This window comes from Marinifilum fragile (assembly GCF_963677365.1).
Classification (GTDB): domain Bacteria; phylum Bacteroidota; class Bacteroidia; order Bacteroidales; family Marinifilaceae; genus Marinifilum; species Marinifilum fragile.
Map to the genome: position 1 here is coordinate 2,334,074 of NZ_OY781962.1, position 20,889 is coordinate 2,354,962.

General features: G+C 36.0%; 16 protein-coding genes. 11 read left to right on the forward strand and 5 right to left on the reverse strand.

Annotation, left to right across the window (positions count from 1 at the left end; all coding sequences use genetic code 11):
* Nucleotides 1-50: 50 nt before the first annotated feature.
* From ACKPCA_RS09240 to ACKPCA_RS09250, 3 genes are read left to right on the forward strand one after another with little or no spacing between them, the layout of a single operon-like run.
* Entirely contained in the window at nt 51-761 is a 711-nt protein-coding gene (locus tag ACKPCA_RS09240) for an ABC transporter ATP-binding protein (protein WP_321282559.1), read from the forward strand.
* Nucleotides 762-793: 32 nt separating this feature from the next.
* Nucleotides 794-3,151, forward strand: coding sequence for an ABC transporter permease (locus ACKPCA_RS09245; protein WP_321282560.1), 2,358 nt, complete (start codon nt 794-796; stop codon nt 3,149-3,151).
* A 50-nt stretch (nt 3,152-3,201) separates the two neighbouring features.
* Nucleotides 3,202-5,613, forward strand: a complete 2,412-nt coding sequence (locus ACKPCA_RS09250; protein ID WP_321282561.1) for an ABC transporter permease — start codon at nt 3,202-3,204, stop codon at nt 5,611-5,613.
* A gap of 52 nt (nt 5,614-5,665) precedes the next feature.
* On the opposite strand, the gene ACKPCA_RS09255 is transcribed toward ACKPCA_RS09250, so the two are convergent.
* On the reverse strand, nt 5,666-6,034 hold the full coding sequence (locus ACKPCA_RS09255) for a putative zinc-binding protein (RefSeq protein WP_054717218.1): 369 nt from the start codon (nt 6,032-6,034) through the stop codon (nt 5,666-5,668).
* Nucleotides 6,035-6,052: 18 nt separating this feature from the next.
* Nucleotides 6,053-7,213, reverse strand: coding sequence for an adenylate kinase (locus tag ACKPCA_RS09260; protein ID WP_321282562.1), 1,161 nt, complete (start codon nt 7,211-7,213; stop codon nt 6,053-6,055).
* 242 nt (nt 7,214-7,455) lie between these two features.
* On the opposite strand from ACKPCA_RS09260, the gene ACKPCA_RS09265 reads away from it, so the two are divergent.
* The 6 genes from ACKPCA_RS09265 (at nt 7,456) to ACKPCA_RS09290 (ending at nt 14,259) form a co-directional block, all read left to right on the forward strand.
* On the forward strand, nt 7,456-8,355 hold the full coding sequence (locus ACKPCA_RS09265; protein WP_321282563.1) for a 4Fe-4S dicluster domain-containing protein: 900 nt from the start codon (nt 7,456-7,458) through the stop codon (nt 8,353-8,355).
* A gap of 35 nt (nt 8,356-8,390) precedes the next feature.
* Nucleotides 8,391-9,734, forward strand: a complete 1,344-nt coding sequence (gene nrfD / locus ACKPCA_RS09270) for an NrfD/PsrC family molybdoenzyme membrane anchor subunit (RefSeq protein WP_321282564.1) — start codon at nt 8,391-8,393, stop codon at nt 9,732-9,734.
* On the forward strand, nt 9,715-10,356 hold the full coding sequence (locus tag ACKPCA_RS09275) for a hypothetical protein (RefSeq protein WP_321282565.1): 642 nt from the start codon (nt 9,715-9,717) through the stop codon (nt 10,354-10,356). Before nrfD ends, ACKPCA_RS09275 begins: the two co-directional genes overlap by 20 nt.
* A gap of 42 nt (nt 10,357-10,398) precedes the next feature.
* Nucleotides 10,399-10,803, forward strand: a complete 405-nt coding sequence (locus tag ACKPCA_RS09280) for a c-type cytochrome (RefSeq protein WP_083464560.1) — start codon at nt 10,399-10,401, stop codon at nt 10,801-10,803.
* 124 nt (nt 10,804-10,927) lie between these two features.
* The gene (locus ACKPCA_RS09285) at nt 10,928-12,622 is read left to right on the forward strand and encodes a hypothetical protein (RefSeq protein ID WP_321282566.1); all 1,695 of its coding nucleotides are present in this window, start codon (nt 10,928-10,930) and stop codon (nt 12,620-12,622) included.
* 131 nt (nt 12,623-12,753) lie between these two features.
* Complete coding sequence (locus ACKPCA_RS09290; protein ID WP_321282567.1) at nt 12,754-14,259, forward strand: cytochrome c3 family protein; 1,506 nt, start codon at nt 12,754-12,756, stop codon at nt 14,257-14,259.
* A gap of 78 nt (nt 14,260-14,337) precedes the next feature.
* On the opposite strand, the gene ACKPCA_RS09295 is transcribed toward ACKPCA_RS09290, so the two are convergent.
* Both ACKPCA_RS09295 and ACKPCA_RS09300 read right to left on the reverse strand, forming a co-directional pair.
* On the reverse strand, nt 14,338-16,545 hold the full coding sequence (locus ACKPCA_RS09295) for a hypothetical protein (protein ID WP_321282568.1): 2,208 nt from the start codon (nt 16,543-16,545) through the stop codon (nt 14,338-14,340).
* A 104-nt stretch (nt 16,546-16,649) separates the two neighbouring features.
* Nucleotides 16,650-18,566, reverse strand: coding sequence for a transglutaminase-like domain-containing protein (locus ACKPCA_RS09300; protein WP_321282569.1), 1,917 nt, complete (start codon nt 18,564-18,566; stop codon nt 16,650-16,652).
* Nucleotides 18,567-18,723: 157 nt separating this feature from the next.
* On the opposite strand from ACKPCA_RS09300, the gene ACKPCA_RS09305 reads away from it, so the two are divergent.
* Both ACKPCA_RS09305 and pdxH read left to right on the forward strand, forming a co-directional pair.
* Nucleotides 18,724-19,122 carry a hypothetical protein gene (locus tag ACKPCA_RS09305; protein WP_054717180.1) on the forward strand — a complete coding sequence of 133 codons (399 nt, stop codon included), beginning with the start codon at nt 18,724-18,726 and terminating at the stop codon, nt 19,120-19,122.
* A gap of 10 nt (nt 19,123-19,132) precedes the next feature.
* Nucleotides 19,133-19,777, forward strand: a complete 645-nt coding sequence (gene pdxH / locus ACKPCA_RS09310; protein WP_321282570.1) for a pyridoxamine 5'-phosphate oxidase — start codon at nt 19,133-19,135, stop codon at nt 19,775-19,777.
* A 182-nt stretch (nt 19,778-19,959) separates the two neighbouring features.
* Here pdxH and ACKPCA_RS09315 read toward each other — a convergent pair whose 3' ends face one another.
* Entirely contained in the window at nt 19,960-20,883 is a 924-nt protein-coding gene (locus ACKPCA_RS09315) for a PfkB family carbohydrate kinase (protein ID WP_321282571.1), read from the reverse strand.
* Nucleotides 20,884-20,889 lie beyond the last annotated feature (6 nt).

Sequence of the window (20,889 nt, forward strand, 5' to 3'; positions counted from 1 at the left end):
ATTTGGCACGCCAATTGGCATTAGAAAAGCGAACCTATAAATTGAAAATAATGATAATTACAAAAGACCTTTGCAAAGTTTTTAGAACGGAAGAAGTAGAAACATCAGCGTTACGTGATGTTAATCTTCATATTCAAAGAGGAGAATTTGCAGCTATTATGGGACCATCAGGATGTGGCAAATCAACCCTTTTAAATATTATCGGATTATTAGATAATCCCAGCAATGGAAACTACATTTTTAACAACACTGATGTAACTGAAAAATCGGAGAAGCAAAGAACTCATTTTAGAAAAGGAAATATTGGTTTTATTTTTCAGAGTTTCAACCTAATTGATGAATTGACAGTTTTTGAAAATGTTGAGCTTCCTTTAATCTATATGGGATTGGCTACATCAAAAAGAAAAGCCAAAGTAAACGAAGTTCTTGAGAGAATGAATATTTCACATAGAGCAAAACACTACCCTCAGCAATTATCGGGCGGACAGCAACAACGTGTTGCCATCGCAAGGGCTGTAGTGACTAATCCCAAACTAATATTGGCCGATGAGCCTACTGGTAACCTTGATTCGAGCAATGGTACTGAAGTAATGGAATTGCTAAGGGAACTAAATCAATCAGGAACTACTATTGTTATGGTAACTCACTCGGTAAGAGATTCGGAATATGCTGATAGGGTAATTCATTTGTTTGATGGAAAAGTGGTGTCAGAAAACAAACAAAAGCAGAATACGAAAGAACTTATCAAAGAAGAATTATAATTCTTACTTTTAATCCAAACAAACTTTACAATATGTTTTTCTACAAGCTTAAACTTGCCATAAGAAGTCTTGCCAAAGGCAAGCTTAACTCTTTTATCAATATTTTTGGTCTTGCAGTTGGTATGGCTGCAGTCATACTAATTTCCATATTCATTCAATACGAGTTGAGCTACGATAAATTCAACTCCAAATATGACAGAATTTACCGTTTGATTTCTCAATTGGGGAAAGAAACAGCAAATGACCATGCCATTTGTCGAAGAATAAACCACGAGGAATACAAGGGAAATATCCCAGGACTAGAAGAAATAACCCAATTGTACAGAGGATGGGAATGTGAAATTCACCATGAAGATAAAAGGTTCTTTGGCTTCAAATTTCATTTTGTAGATGACAATTTCACTAAGGTTTTTGATATCGATTTCCTTCATGGCAATCCCGAGACGGCATTGGAAGACACTAAAAGTGTTGTTCTGTCTGAAAAAGCAGCTAAAACTATTTTTGGCAGGACTGATGTGCTTGGCTCCTTAATAAACCTTAACGGAGTTGACTGTACCGTTTCCGGAGTTACCAAAAACCTACCTAAAAACTCACACTACAATTTTGAAGTACTGGCTCCTTTGGAATACATCTATCCTATCAATTCAAAATCGGGCCTAGAATTTTTCACCTATGCATTGGTAAAAGAAGGTGCAGATCAGGAAGCTTGTTTAAATAGCGTATTAAAGGAATACCGTAAAAGTATTGATGGATTTCAACAATATGGATACAAAACAGGAGCCTATTTTCAAAAACTAAGTGACGTCCACCTGCATTCTGCACACTTGCATAGTATTGGACCAAAAGGAGATATCAATATAGTATTGACCTACATTTTTCTGGCCAATTTAATTCTTTCCATTGCCATCATAAACTTCATCAACATCATGACTGTACAGTATGAAGGCAAAATCAAGGAAATTGGCATGAGAAAAACCATAGGTGCAACCCGATGGCAGTTAATCAAGTTATTTGTGGGTAAATCCATACTTCTCACCTTTATTGCTTTGGTTTTGGGAATAATTTTAGCAGAAATATTCCTTCCACATTTTAATCAATTGGTGTACAGGGATCTTACACTTGCCTACTCGTCGAACTTACTTTTAAGCATTGGCTTACCGGCATTGGCATTGGCAGTTGGTGTTTTATCAGGTGTTTACCCAGCAATATTTATCTCACGCCCTTCTCCTTCTGTAGCATTGCAAGGTGGTGGTTTAAAGATGAATGGGAAAAACATACTCACCAAAGTATTGGTCATCTTTCAGTTCACGGTTTCAATTACTTTAATTGCATCTCTATTTGTTCTGAACAAACAGATAAACTATTTGAAAAATGCAGATTTAGGTTTCAAACCTGAAAAAGTACTGGCCATTGAGAACATGAATGCAAAAATTAACCAGTCATATTTCTCTATAAAGGAAGAGTTACTTAAACTACCTTTAATCAGGTTTGTATCAGCTTCAGATCATATTCCAGGAGGTGGAACCAGTGGACAAGGATTTACTGTTATGGGAGAAGAAGAAAACAAACAAAAATCTTTCAATTCATACAGAATACAACCAGATTATTTCAAGACTACAGGAATTGAACTTAGCCAGGGACGTGCCTTTAAGGAGACAGGTAAAATGCATGAAAAAGGCATCATTATTAATGAAACAGGAGCAAAATTATTGAATCAAGATGATGTAATAGGTTTAAACGTTGAATACAAAGGACAGGTCCAGGAAATCATAGGTGTAGTAAAAGATTTCCATTTTCAATCGCTACGTACTCAAGTAAAACCATTGATGTTTACACACAATAGCTTTAACATGATTAGTGACATTTTGATTCGTTACCAAGGAGATGACCTTCAACAAGTATTGGAAGAGGTGACCAATATAATTCGCAAATTCGATCCGGGATATGTATTGGATTACACAATCATTGAGAAATATAACCGAGATAAATATGGTGCTGAAGAAAGGTCAATGACGTTTATGAGTTATTCATCCATCATATCATTGGTATTGGCATTGCTTGGACTTTACGCTCTATCCCTTTTCATGGTACAAAAACGCACCAAAGAGATTGGAATCCGAAAAGTTAATGGTGCTACCGAATGGCAAATCACCTCTATGTTATTTTCTATTTTCTCAAGATGGTTAGGCATTGCATTCCTGATTGCAGTTCCAATATCATATTTTATAATGAAAAATTGGCTGGAACAGTTTGCATATCGTATAGATATCGGAATTCTTCCTTTTGTAATTGCCGGTTTTGTAACAGGTCTTTTTGCCTTGCTAACCGTAGGAAGACAAACCTGGAAAGCTGCGAATCAAAATCCTGTTGAATCATTACGCTACGAATAAACATTGATTTGCAAAATCAAACTAATTACTAACCTCTGACAACTATAAATATGATTTGGAATAATCTTAAAATTGCCTTTAGAAATCTTTGGCGAAATAAAATATACTCCTTTATAAATCTTTTTGGACTGGCCATTGGTTTAGCTGGTTGCATTGTACTATCCTTATATGTTATAGACGAATACAGTTACGACAAGCACAACAAAAATCACAGTCGAATTTACAGGATGAACACCTCAATTAAAATGAATGAATTCGAATTGACTCATCCAACTTCATCACCGGTTTTGGCTGCAACCTTAATAGAGGATTTTCCGGAAGTAATTGATGCTTGTAGAATTGTTGAGCTCTTTGAACCAACTGTCATTAAATCAGAAGAGAAAGGTTTTACGGAGAAGAATTTTTATTGGACCGATCCTTCCATCATCAAAATTTTTGACCTCCAAATCCTGAAAGGAAATGGAGAACAAACACTTGCAAATCCTTATCAGGCAATCATTTCTGAAAAGACCGCTTTAAAATATTTTGGGACAATTGATGTAATTGGCAAACAGGTTAAAATGGAAGATTTCGGTAAAGATCAGGCTTACACAATATCGGCTGTAGCAAAAGATTTGCCTTACAATTCACACTTTCATTTCCATTTTTTAACCTCTTTCAAAACCAGTTTTAAAAACGAAGTAACCAGTCATTATAACGATGGAGCCTACACCTATGTTCTTTTAGATAAAAAGGCAAACGGAGAAGCATTTATGAAAAAAGTACCGGGCTTGGTAAAAAAGTATATTGAACCGGCATTAAAGAGTATCAGAAACATGAGTCTAAAAGAGTTGGAATCCAATGGCGATTATTACCGAATGTTTGCCATGCCTTTAGCTGATATCCATCTGCACTCCACTTCCATATATGAATTGGAAAAAAATGGAGATGTCAATAATGTGTACATATTTCTGTTCAGTTCAATTCTGATATTATTGATTGCCTGCATCAATTTCACCAACCTGAGTACGGCAAAATCAGCACAAAGAGCAAAGGAAATTGGCGTTCGAAAAAGTTTAGGATCAACCAGAAAAAGATTGATCCTGCAATTCTTGTCTGAATCGATACTTTTAAGCTTTGTAGCCTTACTGGTTGCACTTTTACTGGTGGAACTAATGATTCCAGTGATAAACTCACTACTTGACAAACAGTTAGGAAAACTCTATTACTCAACTCCTGAACTGATTCTACTTTTCCTTGGGATTGCAATGTTTACAGGATTATTTGCAGGTAGTTATTCTGCTTTTTACCTATCAAAATTCGATCCTGCCAAAGTATTAAAAGGGGAATTGAAATCGGGTAAGGGTAAATCACCTCTTCGTCAAAGCCTCGTAAGTTTCCAGTTCTGTATCACCATATTTCTATTTGTTAGTACCTTAATTGCCTACCAACAAATGGACTTCATCAAACAAAAGGATTTGGGATTCGATAAAGAAGATCTTTTAATCGTTAGAAATGTACAAAGCCTGAGTGCAAAGGAAGCCTTCAAAGAAGCATTTCTTAAAAACAGCAATGTGGTTGATGCCTCTTTAACCAACAATATTCCGGGAGGTTTTTACGATGGTTTCTCCATGTGGAAAACAACTGGTGATGATCAAAATCCATATTCAACCAGATATACGACAGCAGATTTTGATTTTGCAAAAACAATGGGCATGAAGATGACCGTTGGGAGATATTTCTCTAAAGATCATTCTTCTGACAAAGATGGTTTGGTGGTAAATGAAGCCCTGGTGAAAGATATGAACTTAAGCAATCCTGTTGGAACAGTTGTTAAAACACATATGGGAAACAAAACCATTATTGGTGTGGTAAAGGACTTCCATTATGTATCTCTGCACATGAAAATTGGGCCCTTGGTATTTTTACATCCCGAAGGATTACCGCAATCATATCTTGCAATTAAATACCGAAAAGGTCAGAAGAAAGAGGTGCTTAACCTGTTAAAATACAACTGGAGCCAACAGGCATCAGTATCTCCTTTAGATTACTTTTTTATGGGAGATCAATTTGCCAGTCTCCATAAAAACGAGAACAATACCATGCAGCTTTTCTCCATATTTTCCATTCTATCCATTCTGATTACATGTTTGGGCTTATTGGGATTGAGCTCATTTACAACTGAGCAGAGAACCAAAGAGATTGGCATAAGAAAAGTTTTGGGCGCAAGCGATTTTAGCATTCTACACATGCTAAACAAGGACATTTTAAAATGGATGCTATTTGCCATTGTTATTGCCAGTCCAATTGCATGGTATATCATGCACAACTGGCTAGAAGCCTTTGCATATCGCACAACAATAGAATGGTATATTTTTATTATTTCCGGTACAACTGCCATGATACTAGCAATGGCAACCATCAGTTGGCAGGCATGGTTGGCTACAAGGAAAGATCCTGTAGAGGCATTACGATACGAATAGTTACTTCAAAATAAAAACTCCCGAGGATCTTATTTTTTCGGGAGTTTTTATCTTATAACAGATCACTGGCAACTTTATAAATGGCATTAATTCGGTGTTCTTCGGCAGGTGAACTTCCCTTCACATAACCTAAATCACTCAAGCGCAAATGCGTAAAGTTTTCCAAATTATTGCGCTCCATTGTTAATTTACCACAATCCAAATTACAACCATCAATTACCAAACAGTCTGAATTCTTAACCGAATCAATCATTTGAGGGATTCCTGCACCAACAAAAGCCAAACATTTCATTTGTGCAAGTTTGTTCTTGTTCATCTTCCTGGCAACCAAATCGGTTAATTCACCAACGTCTGCAGCTCCAGAACAGGCAAATACAACTTTTGGACTCTTTTTTTCGCAATCGCATTTTTTATCACTCATCATTCAGGATTATTAGAGTTATTGAATATCATCCTTAATTTCATTTGCAATCCGATCAAAAACCTCATCAAACTCTCCTACTCCATCAACCTTCATTACCCCATGAAGTTGATTGTATTTTTCAATCACAGGAACCGTTTTGTGCTCATGCTCCTGCAATCGCTTCACAATTTTTGAAGTTTCGGTATCGTAAGGCATACATCTATTAGTTTTACTTCTAGCATCTAACCTGTTAATTAATTCAAGCGTAGGCACCTCAATTTCTATAATCTTACTAATCGACGAATTGTGTTTTTTTAATAAACCATCCAAAATATAGGATTGCACCAGAGTTCTTGGAAAGCCTTTGAAAATAAATCCTTTCACACCATTGGAGCTTTCTATCTTCTTTTCAATCAACTGAACAACAATCTCGTCTGGCACCAACTCTCCATTCTCATACAATTTAATAATATGTTTACCTATTTCAGAACCACTTTTAATTTCATGATCCAACATTTGTCCCGTAGCAACATATTCCAAACCAAACTCTTTGGCCAAGGCTATCCCTTGCGATCCTCTTCCTGATCCTGGATATCCAAACAATACAACATTGTACAAGCTCTTGGCAAGTTCTTCATTAATTACTTTCTGGATTTCCAGATTTACCTTATCAATGGATTGATTTCCATTAATCCCATAATAAATTCCTTTGTCTTTGTAAAATTGAAGAACTGGTAATGTCTTATCCCTATACTCTCTCAACCTGTTTCTTACAACAGCTTCATTGTCATCTGATCTTCCTGAAGTTTTACCTCTGTTCAATAATCTTGAAACCGATATTTCTTCTTCTACTTCCAAACTTATCAAGCAATTTAAGGAAGTATTTAGTTTTATCATCAAACCTTCCAGAATATAGGTCTGAATATAAGTTCTGGGAAATCCATCAAACAAAAATCCATTTGCATCCGGATTCTCGGTAATGGTTTTTTCAATAATCTGTACAATAATCTCATCGGAAACTAAGCCTCCAGACGCAATTATACTTTGGGCTTCCAATCCTAATTTACTCCTTTCCTTTATTTCTTTTCTCAAAAGATCTCCCGTAGAAATGTAAAACAGATTGTATTTCTTAATCAAGAATTCAGACTGTGTCCCTTTTCCTGCACCAGGAGGACCGAATAAAGCAATATTTATCATATTGGTAAGCATTTGAATTAATGAACTTTCCTAAAAACAACTATTAAAATAGCATTTCCGCACCTAAAATTCAAGAAACAGATATTTTTTAACAAAATTCAGAAGTCACCATAAATCCCAATCACCTTTTTGATCTTCATATGAAGATCAAAAAAAATTTTTCCTCAAAGACTAATTTTCTTATATTAAAGATATCCAACCCAATACAATCTTTTTTTTCCTACACTTTGAATCATTTACATATGAAAATGCAAAACAAAAGGAACAAAAGCCGTCGAAAATTCTTACAGTCAAGTGGAATAATTGGAGTAAGTACACTTCTTGGAGTACAAGCATTCCCTCTTTCCTCCTGCTCAAAAAAAAAGGAATCATCTCAAACCATTAAAGTACTCACTCCTGAAGGAAAGCTTATGGAAGTTGAAGCCGATCAACTGCAAGAAATTCACCACCACAAACCTGTTTCAAACAAAGAATCGCGTAAGGGAATTCCTGGAAAAAAATTTGTTATGGTAGTTGATCTGGCAAAATGTAAAAACGCAAGAGAATGTGTAAAAGCCTGTGAAGCACATCATAATTTGCCACCTGATCGCCCATTTATCAAAGTACTAAAAATACAAGATAATCCACATTCATCTCCCTACTGGATGCCAAAGAAATGTTTTCAATGTGACAACCCTCCCTGTGTTAAGGTTTGTCCGGTTGGTGCTACTTTCAAACGATCTGATGGTATTGTTCTTATCGATAATCAGCTGTGTATTGGTTGCCGATTCTGCATGGCAGCCTGTCCTTACTCTGCCAGGGTTTTTAATTGGGGAAAACCAAAGCCTATTGGCAATAGTAAGCATGCCCATTATTCTCCCGAAACAAGTACACCAAGCCAGGTCGGAACAGTTGAAAAATGTGATTTCTGCCCAGATCATCTGCGGGAAGGGAAACTTCCACCATGTATTACAGCATGTCCGAACGGGGTTTTATACTTTGGAGATGCCAATGAAGATGCTGTTACCAATGGTGTTGATACAGTTCGTTTGAGTAAACTCTTAAAAGACAAAGCAGGTTACCGATATCTGGAAGAGCTCGGTACTGAGCCAAATGTTTACTATCTCCCTCCGGTTGATCGACTTTTCCCATTTAAAGAATAATAACAAATTGTAGATCAAAAATTCTCCCAAACAACATGGAATCAATTCTTAAAACCAAAGAAAACCAACAAATTTTGAATGATTTGACAACTCCTGTTCTCAAGTCAGGACGAAATTTCAAATTTCTTATGCTGGTATTATCGATAGTTATTGCGTTAGGAATTTTCGCATACTACAAACAACTTAAACATGGCTTAATTGTTACTGCAATGCGTGATTATACTTCTTGGGGAATATACATATCCAACTTTGTATTTTTTGTAGCTGTAAGTTTGGTTGGCTCTTTAATCAGTTCCATTCTCAAGCTTGCCAATGCAAAATGGTCGTACCCTTTAACACGGATTGCTGAAATGGTGGCAGTAGCCTCTATTATTTGTGCTAGTATTATAATTATTGTGGACATGGGACGCCCCGATCGTTTTTTTCATGTTATTACAAATGGCCGCATTCAATCCCCCATCATCTGGGATGTTATTGTCATCATTACCTATCTAGTAATTAGTATGCTTTTATTGTTACTGCCTCTTCTTCCCGATTTGGCCATTTGCAGGGATCAGCTAAATGGAATCCCTCAATGGAAAAAAAGACTTTATAAGGTTATTTCATTGAATTGGAAAGGCAGTCCTATTCAACAAAAAAGGTTAAACCGGGCCTCCTCTATTCTGGAAATAATGGTCATTCCAGTAGCTTTTGCCATACACACTATAACGTCATGGTTATTTGCTACTACATGGCGCCCTGGTTGGGACAGCACCAATCTGGGGCCCTATTTTGTTTCCGGGGCTTTTATGCTTGGAGCGGCAGTTATTGTTATTGCAATGTACTTTGTTCGAAGGAATTTCAACCTTCAGAACTATCTAACACACGAACATTTTGACAAAATGGGAAAAATCCTTGTATTGTTATCTCTTGTCTATTTGTACTTTAACATTAATGAATATCTGGGACCCGCTTTTAAAATGGTAGGGGTCGAAGGAGAGCATATTACTGAACTTTTCTCAGGGAAATATTCTGCCATGTACTGGTTTGTTCAGATTATAGGTCTAATTCTACCCATCATCATCCTACTTTTCCGACGAGGAAGAAGACCACTTATCATGTTACTGGTTTCTTTCCTTGTAATCTTGGGTGCATGGCTTAAGAGATTCTTAATTGTAATTCCATCTTTACAACACCCCTACTTACCAATTCAGGATGTGGACGAATCCTACCTCCATTATTATCCCACATGGGAAGAATGGGCGATCACTTTTGCCACATTTGCTGGAGTAATACTTATGGTAAGTTTGATGATGAAAATTTTTCCTGTCATACCTATTACAGAATCCATAAATAATCGATCATCCAAAATTGCAGACAATGATACATCAAAAAAATAATCTCTTTCCTATTAAAGGTGTACTGTATCAAACCAAAAGACTTGTTATTGTAATTTTCTTTTTGGGTTTCGTTACTGAAGTATTCGCACAGGAAAGAGGAACTAAAATTGAGCTTCACTTCTCCGATACGGATTCAGTGAAGCTAATTACTGCAATAGTACGGGAACAACACTCTCAGGGTATGGGCGCTCCTGTAGCAGGAATCGATCTATACTTTTACGTACAAAGAAGCTTTAGTCTTCTACCTATTGGAAGTGTGTTCAACACAACGGATGAATCGGGGAAAGTGGAAATTGAATTCCCCTCAGATCTTCCTGGCGACACTAAGGGAAATGTCATACTATTGGTAAAAATTGAAGATACTCCACCCTACCGGGATACCACAATACAAGAAACCATCTCATGGGGAATACCCCTGGTAATTGATGAACAGCAAAATAAAAGAAGCTTGTGGGCTGCAAGGGCAAATGCGCCAATGAGCCTTATCTTGCTGGTAAACTCTATTCTATTGGTTGTATGGGGAATAATTGGTTACATTCTCTTTCAACTATATATGATTTACAAAGAGGAATCTGCCTCTGTTAAAAAAGTCGGGCATGATAAAAGTTCCGACAACAAATAAATTCGAAGCTAAAATTTTTCACAATTTAAAAGAATCAACATCATGAAAAATCCAATCAATGTATTATTAATTCTTCTGCTTTCAGCATTGTCACTTGCGTGGATTGAATATCAGGCTAAACCGTGGAAGGTGCCAGACAAGTATGTAAATCTCAAGAATCCTTATGTCAATAAAACAGACGCGAAATTTGTAGGAAAAACATTATACAAAGTCCACTGCAGTTCATGTCACGGCAAACAAGGTCTGGGTGACGGAGTTAAAGCTAAACGACTTAAGTCTGCCGTACCTAATTTTTCTCTTCAGGATTTTCAGAAGCAAAAGGACGGGGAACTTTATTTTAAATCTTTCATAGGAAGAGATGAAATGCCCAATTTTGAGAAAAAAATCCCAAAGGAGGAGGATCGTTGGCAATTGGTCAATTATATGCGAACATTAAAAAAGGAATGAGGAACTTTTTCTTCATTCCTAATGCAATGATATAGCAGATATCAGGCGTAACACATCAACTTATCATCCTACTTTGCCAAAGCAGATAACATAGAATTACATTCAAGCTTGGAGGGATCGAATTATGACTCAATCGAATCAAACTAATCGTTCTGACAATGATTCATTGCTAAAGAGAATACAATTGTTAGAACAACGGATTTCAAGAATTGAAGAATACCTGGGAAACTTACAGTTTAGGAAAGGAGTATTATCTTCTTCACCTGATTTTCCCGAGAAAAAAGCATCTCCCTCAGGAATTGAACAAACTGAGAATGGTATTGAATTCAAGGTTGGGGAATTTGGCTTGGCCTGGTTGGGAAGTATTGTTCTTTTAATAGGGATTATCTTTTTAATGAACTATTCAAAAGACATAGGTCATCCTATTGTTTCAAGCCTAATTGGATATTTTTCTGTTCTGTGTGTGTTCGCCTTATCTCATGTGCTCAGAAAGAACTTCTCTCATTTGTCTTTCATGCTTCAGCTTAGTGCACACCTGCTTCTGTACTATGTAAGTTTATTATTGCATTTTTTTACTCCCAAACCAGTTATCTCACAGTCTTGGATTGTTATCTCACTACTTCTGATTATATCAGGAATTCAGATTTACCTTGCCGTAAAAAAACAGTCAAAACTTTACGGTGGTATGGGCATACTTCTATGTCTTTTAACTGCAGTCTTCTCTGAGTCATTGCAGCTACAGTTCTCTTTACTGCTTTTCACTTCGTGTATCACATTATTTTTTCTGCTTCGATATTCCTGGTGGCACATTTTTTTACTCTTTCTATTCCTGGTTTATTTTTTCCATTTGTCTTTTTTGTTGGGGAATCCAATAATGGAACATTCTATAAGACAGATAAGCAGTCATGGGTTTAATCTCCTTTATTTATTGTGCTATTTTGGAGTCTATTCATTAATTGCTCCACTAAGAAGAAAACTATCCATCTCAGACAATCTTTTTATTCTTCTTCTGATCTGGAATGGAATATGCTTCACTGTTATGCTGGTGATGAATGTAATCTTCTTTTATCAGGATAATTATATTGGAATTTTTGGAATACTCGCACTCCTATCTCTAATCTTTTCTGTTATCCTGAAATCCATGGAGAGTAGTCAATTTGAAATGTCCTTCTATGCTTGTTTTGGTTTCATGGCATTAAGTGTCTCCGTTTATGGTTATTCTCAACTCCCCAACACTTTTTTATGGCTTGCCTTGCAAAGTTTGCTGGTGGTTTCGATGGCACTTTGGTTTAAATCCAGATTAATTACCATTGTCAATACAATATTATTCCTGGGGATTCTAATAAGTTATTTAGCTTATAATAAACCTACTGGAATGATCTGTTTTACCTTTGCACTGGTTTCATTTGGTTCCGCTCGCATCCTCAACTGGAAGAAGGAACGTTTAAGCTTACAAACAGATCTTATGCGTAACATGTACCTGGGAGCACTCTTAATGATGATGCTTTATGGCCTATACCATACTATCCCCCAAGAATACATTACTCTTTCCTGGACAGCTACTGCAGGATTGTTCTTTTTGACAAGCATATTACTTAAAAACTTCAAATACCGATGGTTGGCAATCTGCACTCTATTTATAACCGTTGTATATCTTTTATTCGTTGATCTGGCGCATTTGGAGCTGGGGTATCGGGTAATCGCCTTTTTCTTCTTGGCAAGTATTTCTTTAGGAGTTTCACTGTACTATACCAAGAGAATCAAAAAACACAAAGACAGTTCCGAAAACAGTCCAAAAGATGGAAACAAAGCATCTTAAATGAATTTAAGTACCATGGAGTTCATCTTCCTTTTAGCGGCTTATTTTTACCAATATTAAATTTAAACTAGCCCTATAAATTGCATAATCTCACGGATTTAAATAAATTACAGTAAACTAATCTCTTCAAAATGAAACTACCTAAATCTTTTTACAATTGGACCTCGGTTCTGGGAGCAAGTATTGCGACAATTGCCTTTTTTCTTATCGTATTCTTTTTTGTAATCTCTGTAATCTTCGATCAGGGAAGTTCCTATATGGGGTTAATCATTTATATAGTGCTTCCAGTTATCATGGTTATTGGAATGATATTGATTCCAATCGGTATGATAATGCAAATTCGCAAACGCAGCAAGCTAGAATTTATTACAGGAACACAAAGATGGCCCAGAGTTGATTTAAACGATCAGAAACATCGAAATGCATTTTCGCTTTTTGTCATCATCAGCTTTATTTTTCTTTTTCTTTCATCCATTGGTAGCTACGAAGCCTTTGTTTACAGCGAATCTGTAGCATTTTGCGGCACGCTTTGTCACGAAGTTATGGAACCGGAATATGTAACTTACCAGCAGTCTGCACATGCCAGAGTTGCCTGTGTTGAATGCCATGTAGGAGAAGGAGCTGATTGGTTTGTTCGTTCAAAACTAAGTGGATTGTATCAGGTTTATGCCGTTATCTCTGACAATTTTCCACGTCCCGTTCCCACACCAATTGCCAACTTACGACCTGCCCAGGAAACCTGTGAACACTGTCACTGGCCGGAAAAATTCTACCCTAAACGCTTTAAAAAACAACGAAATTTCCTTGCTGACAGTCTGAATACTGAATGGAACATTCAGCTTCTAATGAAAACAGGTCCTGATCACCATACTCAACAACTTTCTGAAGGAATTCACTGGCATATCAACCCTAATATCAAAATAGAATTCATGACAACTGATGAGAAAAATGAGTTCATACAATGGGTGAAGTATACCAACTTAAAAACAGGAGAAGAGCACATCTACAAAGACCAAATGATGGAACCAGACTCTGCATTTTATGCCGATGCAAAACTTCATACCATGGATTGCATGGATTGCCACAACCGCCCTTCACACGTATATCTATCTCCTCCTGATTTCATCGATATAGCTTTAGCTGATAGCAGTATTAATAATAAAATTCCTTTCATAAAAATGGCTGCAATGGAAGCTTTAAAATCACCTTACAGTACGAAAGATAGTGCCAATCTGATTATAGAACAGACAGTATTAGATTTCTATAAGGAAAAATACCCTAAACTTTCTTCCACTTTTAAAGAAGATATTAGTCAAGCTATTGAGGGAATTAAAATGGCTTATCACAAGAATAATTTTCCTGCCATGAAAGTGCGCTGGGATGTTTACCCCGATCATAAAAGCCACATGGAATCGCAAGGATGCTTTCGTTGTCACGATAACATGCATGCAACAGAAGAAGGACGTATCATTTCAAAAGATTGTAATCTCTGTCATACCATAACTTCACAAGGAAAAGTAGATTCATTACAGTTTGCTATTTCTGGAAAAAGTTTGGAATTTAAACATCCGGTTGATATTGGAACTGACTGGAAGGATTACAATTGCACTGAATGTCATGCTTATTTATATCCTTAAAAAAATATCTAATATTGTCCTGTAATTACAAAATAGACTAAAACTAACAGAGCCAACGCAATTGTTGGCTCTGTTTTCTTATTCTTGGGTAACTATATTATCCTGCCTATGTTGAATGACGATTTGCTTTTCGCACAGATTTGAGATCTTTGCAAAAAAGTTGCGGACTTTATCCCATTCTTCCACAGGCAAATGACTATTTTTGATACCTACTTCAAATTGTATAATCACCTTATTGGCCTGTTTCTCACTATTTGACCTGATATAAAAATAATCATCCTCCCAATTGTCTTGCAGTTCCTTGATTCCTTTCGCATCAAAACCTTCGGGTAACTCTAGTTCCAGCTCATACGACATCTCCTCCTTATTTTGGAAATGGATATCGAGCATGCGATCCTTTTGTAAAAATTCTTCCCCCAATGGTTTTTTCATGAATCTGCCTACACTCAGCAAACTTCTTTCTCCAAACTTCGAAACATAGGAAGAGCTCTCCCAGATAACCTTAAAGATAAGCGATGAAGAGTCAGTCCAGCGCCCCGATGAAATCAACTTGAAATCAACCACATTACAGTTTTGAATTCCATAAAACTCTTGTAAATATTTTTCAAGACTTTCTGTTCTCTTCTTCTGTTCATCAGCAAACCTTACTCCCAGCTTTTCATTAAAAGCCCTTAATTGTTCTGGTTTTCTTCTCTTATCCCTATCGTTAATAAATTTACCATACTGATCAGTTTTAAACTCATCGAAAAATACCTTATTGGTCATCACCAGTGTATCCCATTCTAATTTCGAAGAACCAGTAATTGTAAATTCCGACTCAATTCTTAAAGTTTCATTTTCCGGATCGAATTTTAGTTTAGATACAATATTTTCTTCATTCTCAATCTTTAATTCTGGAAAAGTATATATTGACACAACTGGATTTTCCCCTATGGATGGCACTGCATATGCTTTTATCTCACTTAGCAAGTCAGGTATTTCTGATGGCAGTCTGTACGGATTTATCTTTGTAATTAGGATAGGGTGCTCCTCTCCCTTCACATGTAAACCTAAATTCAACTCATCCAGAAAAAGTAAATCATCCAATTCTCCAATATACTTGGGCATAATGTACAGCAAGTCGTGTTTTATCTCATACATTTTTAAAATTCTACTAATACCACCAACTGTGCTATACATGGTAAACCAATTGTAATAATTAGTTCTCTGATTCTTCACAAAAAACTGCTGCTGACACCAATATTCACGCAAAAAGAAATAGATATCATGAACGAGTTTTTCTACATTCTCAGGTCTTTCTTTTCCATACTTTGAGATAATATATTTCTTCAATACAGGATAAAAAGTACCCACTCCAGCTGTATTTACAGATTTTGCCAGTTTTGCCAAGCCTTGAGGATAGGCAGTATTTTTCATTTTTAATCTCTCCCCTAAAAATTCAGCATATGGCACTGGGTATGCAAAAGTCCCACCAGGGAAAAAAGCTTGAAATTTTATGCATGGAAGCTCAGAATAAGGAAAAGCCAAAATTTCATTCTCAAACTTCTCTCTCCCTTCATCAATCAAATGATATTTAACTGCCTTTGATACATCCGTATCTATTTCTTTCATCAAAGGAGCATCATTAACCGATCTGCAATTCAGGTAGCATTTCCGAGCGATTTCCAAAGTCAACTCTTGCCTTACAATGGGATGATTATCATTTAGAAAATATCGTACCGGATCAAACATATAGAATTGATCCATTGGAAACCTTCGTTCCATACAGTAATAATAGTCAATCACATCGCCCTTCTCCAGATTAGGTATGGCTATTTTTTGATAGCCTACCTTCCTATTTCGGTGCTTTACCTCTGTATGAATCTTATCAGACTCTCCCACTATTTGCTCACTCCCGTCAGATTTAATCACCTTAATACCATAATAATAATGAAGATTGGAAGATCCCCAGAAGAGGCTGTAGTATTTTTGACTTTCAGCAAATGAAAACTCAGAATAACTTTTAATGGCCTTATCATCTATTACTTTTATTCTTTTATGGGTATGATACCGCTCTTCCAAAAACGATAAAAGAGGTATTTTCTTCACCCAGTAGTAAGTTTCCTTGTTCAGAATAACAGCTGATTCATCCTTCCATTTTTCAGGGATGTCGATTTTCGTCCACTGCTCCGATCTGTTCTCCCAGAATTGATTTCTTAATTGCTCCGCACGCAACGAGTCGGTTTGTCCGTATGACATTCCAAGCATCGAAATAAATGCTAATCCAAATAGTATAATATTCTTCATTTTATGTATTTATTTTTTTATTCTAAGGCCATATTAACATCTAATTTACAATAGATAAACAAGTATTCCCTCATGAGTTTTATAATTATTTAATCATGTTCGCTTCATCTATTTTTTTCCTTCAAGATAATTTTCTGCTTTCTTGATTTATGCTGGTAATCGAACAATTTTGCAAGGTCTTTTATTTGTTCCTGTTTGTAGATTTTATAAGGAATATACAAATGCGATTTAAATTTTACCAAATTGCCATCCAACAAATATTCCATCCTGTAAAAAGCATCGTCAAATTCAAAAACTAATGGCTTTGGTAAATAGCACAACTCCATAGATTCCGGAATTTCCAAGGTCGTCTCATTCAATTGGTTTATGACTTGAGAAAACCTTATATGCCTGCTTTTAGAAGTATCTTTATCAAAATTGATTTCAGGCATTAAATTGGCAATTCCAATATATCGCTCATCTGCAATTTGTCTTAAAGCATTGTTTTTTAATATGATTCCTGTTAAACTCAAATTTGAATCTCTGTCAAAAGTCGCGGGCAATGCACTAAGGGAATCCAAAAGTAAATTATCTTCCTTGCACATTAGTTCACTAATATTCTTCTCCTGCTCCGATCTTGATAATTGTGATAAACTCATATAGAAATGCCTTTTTGCTTCCCCTTGCAGCTGAAATTTCAGCTTACCACTCAAATTATTTCCCTTCAATTTTAGTTGATAGTGGTATGTTTCGCTGGAAATATCCTCTGCACTCCTTCTCACCGTATCAATTACAAAAGAGTTTCCATTTTCTATGAGAATTTCCTTGCCATTAATCCTGCTGGCCGTTTCACCCAACTTCAAATACTTTTCAGTGGCATCCAGATAATATTTTCTTTTGCCCTGATAAAGCACACAAATCATATGGTTATCAACTGCAATGGAAGGCTCTTTATATGTATAGGGCAAATCCTGGGTGCCTAACCATGCCAGGCGCGCATCATATCCAAGGCTAGTAAGCATGGCTTTCAACAAATTCGACATCCCTTTGCAATCGCCATATTTGTTCTCATAAACGGATAAGGCATTTTGCGGACAAAAACCATCTATTCCTTGTTCAAAAGCAATGTATCTTATCTTATCCTGAACCCAGTAAAAAACCTTTTTGATACTATCAAGTTGATTAGAAGCTCCAGAAACCACATCCGAGCTAATCGCTTTAAACTTTTCCAAATCGTATTGCTCTGGCCCTCTCATTTCCTTATACCATTTATACAACTGGTCTACATTTTCCAAAATAGGCTTCCACTCTCCATCCACTGTTCTATACCTATTGTATAAAAACAGAAGATGCGGATGCACATTTGCATAACCTGGAAAATAATCAGATTGAAAAGGAGCGTTTAAATTTCTGCCAGTATAACGATAAAGAACATCTCCATCAGGTAGTGAATCTACTTCACATGTTAGATCTACATGATCAGAATTATACAATTCCACCCTCATATCCAACCAGGCCGGAACCAATACTTCAACTTCTCTTTTCGCCGTGAACAATTTCATGTCTGCCATGTAGGCTCTGGTATAAAAACGTAAGTCGTCGGTAGTACTTTTCACTTCAAATTTCCCATACTGGTCACTTGGTTTGATATTTCTTGAGAAGTAATAATATTTGCTATCGCTCTGAAAAATCCCTGGTGTATTACTATCTCCTATCACTGGCTTTATGCTTTTTCGTCCTGAGCCACCAGCATAGAATTTGTAATCTGTAATTTGCTTATGAGAACTAACAAAATAGTGTCTCATTACCAAGTTATTTTGCAAAGGAACAATACGACACAAATCTGTCTCTTTCACAACCGGCATCCCCCCACTTTTAGACCTTTCAAAAGTGATTGTAGTTTTCCAGTATTCAATAAGAGCATCTTTCTCTTGACTCTCGTCAAGTAACTCATAACTAGATTTGAGTTCAACCTGCGCTTTCAAATCGCAATTAAAACCCAAGAAAACAATTAGAACAGTAAAACAAAATTTTCTATACACATCAGACATATTATAAAACCGATCCTTTTAATAAATAACTCCAAAATAATCATATTTATATTGACTAGAGTATGTCTTATAAACTTTTTACTTTAAGAAAACTATTTGGATTTGTTTTAATTAAAGAGGATATTCGCAGTAAAGAACAAATCGAAATATGAGTAAGAGAAGATTGACAGGTGAAGAACTTCATGAATTGGGAATCAAGTGGGTTTACAAGCACATCAAAAATGAGTTTGAAATCCTATCTGTAAATATTGAATTTGACAAGAATCCACAAATTCTAGCAAGAAAAGACGATGAAATGCATTTTATTGTAGTAAAGACTAGCACATATCCTGATGTTGGATCTTTAACTTCAGTTGCTGCCGAAGAAATTATTAAGCATGCAGATAAACACAAAGCTAAGATTCTATTTGCTCACGTTGGTGTAGCAAATGCTGATGCTAAAGATGAATCAGGAATGCAATTCCCTGAAAAAGATGGTCAGTATTATATTAATTACACAGGACTGACAATAGAACCAAATATCTTGCTTGACCCAACCAATAACTAAGATCGGGATTATGACAATGAAAGAAGAATTTAAACGCATTAGGCATGAATATGGAAAAAAAGAATTGCTAGAATCAGATATCAATTCGAATCCATTCGAACAGTTTAAAATTTGGTTTTCTGAAGCGGTAGAACAGAACCTACCTGATGTTAATGCAATGTGTTTGTCCACAGTATCGAGTAATGGCAGACCATCATCAAGAATATTATTATTGAAAGAATTTGATGAAAATGGATTTTGCTTTTTTACAAACTACAATAGCAAAAAAGGCAAAGAACTTGAGAACAACCCTTTTGCAAGCTTGGTTTTCTTTTGGCCTGAATTAGAGCGCCAGATTAGAATTGAGGGGAAAATTGAAATGCTAAACGCTAAAAAATCTGACACTTATTTTAACGAAAGACCAGTGGGTAGCAGAACTGCTGCTGCTATATCTCCACAAAGTAAAGTAATTGCTAACCGTGACGAATTGGATAAGATGGTTATGAAATTTATTGAAAAACATGGAGAAAATTTCGCAAGGCCAGATTTCTGGGGAGGATACAAATTGGTTCCTGATTTATTTGAATTCTGGCAAGGAAGAGAAAATCGATTAAATGACAGAATTGAATACAAAATTGAGAAAAACTCGTGGATTCATCGAAGACTTGCCCCTTAAAAAGTAATCTTCGTCACCATTATTTATACGTTGATATAATAAACCAAGAAAAGCGAATTTCCCAGGGTTACCTTTTACTTATCTCAAGAATATAGTTATGAGATGAATTGGCTAAAAGTATTCTTCTCACTCAGTAAATTGTATGTAGTTAATTCACCCTTCCCAGTCCAGGAAGGGTGTTTTTATTTCTTGATTTTATGAGCAAACTCAAGCGAAACAAAATTATCATAGCTCATACATACATGTTGAGAACAGCAAACAGCAAACTCTACCATTTCCTGTATTTGTTCTTTTCCTAGAAACACAATATCCTTTTTGCCAATATTGGCAGTAACAATAGTGTAAGCTATGGAAGCATTAAAGGTATCTCCCGCTCCTACCGTACTTACGGGTTTTATCTGCGGTACCGAAAATGAATGCAATTTGTCTGTATATACAAATACTCCATTTTTATTTGCCGTATAAATCAACAAAGCTGTTGAAAAACTCTTCAGCCAATCCTTTGCCTCCTTTACCGATTTTACTCCACCAATCAACTCAAAATCTTCGTTCGAAGCCTTTACAATATCGGCTAATTCCATATTTTCCTTAATGTATGGAAGCACGTCTTCCAACAAAGGCAGGTGCTGCGCTCTAAAATTAGGATCGTAAATAATTATAGCACCTTTCTCTTTACAGGATTTTAAAAACTTTACCAACTCAAATCTTAGCTCTTGCTTTATTGCCAAAAAAGAACCAAAAAGTATTACATCATCCTTTTTTACGTCATCAGGGAACTCAATACAGGATTTCTTTCCTGCCCGGGTTTTATAAAAAGCATAGTCTGCATTTCGTTGATCATCTAGAAAAGCCAAGGCCAAATTTGAGTTTGTATCATTAAAACGCGATATCTTCTGAGTATCAACGTCATTTTGCTTAAGAAACTTGATAATCTGCATTCCTACACGATCCTCTCCCAATTCACTAATTAAGGATACATCAATACCCAATCGTCCTAAGCTAACCGATGAATTTAAAAATGAACCTCCAGGTCTTGCCTCTATAGGTTTATCATCTTCAAAAAACAGATCCAGAACACAATCTCCAATGGTATATACTTTTCTCATTACATA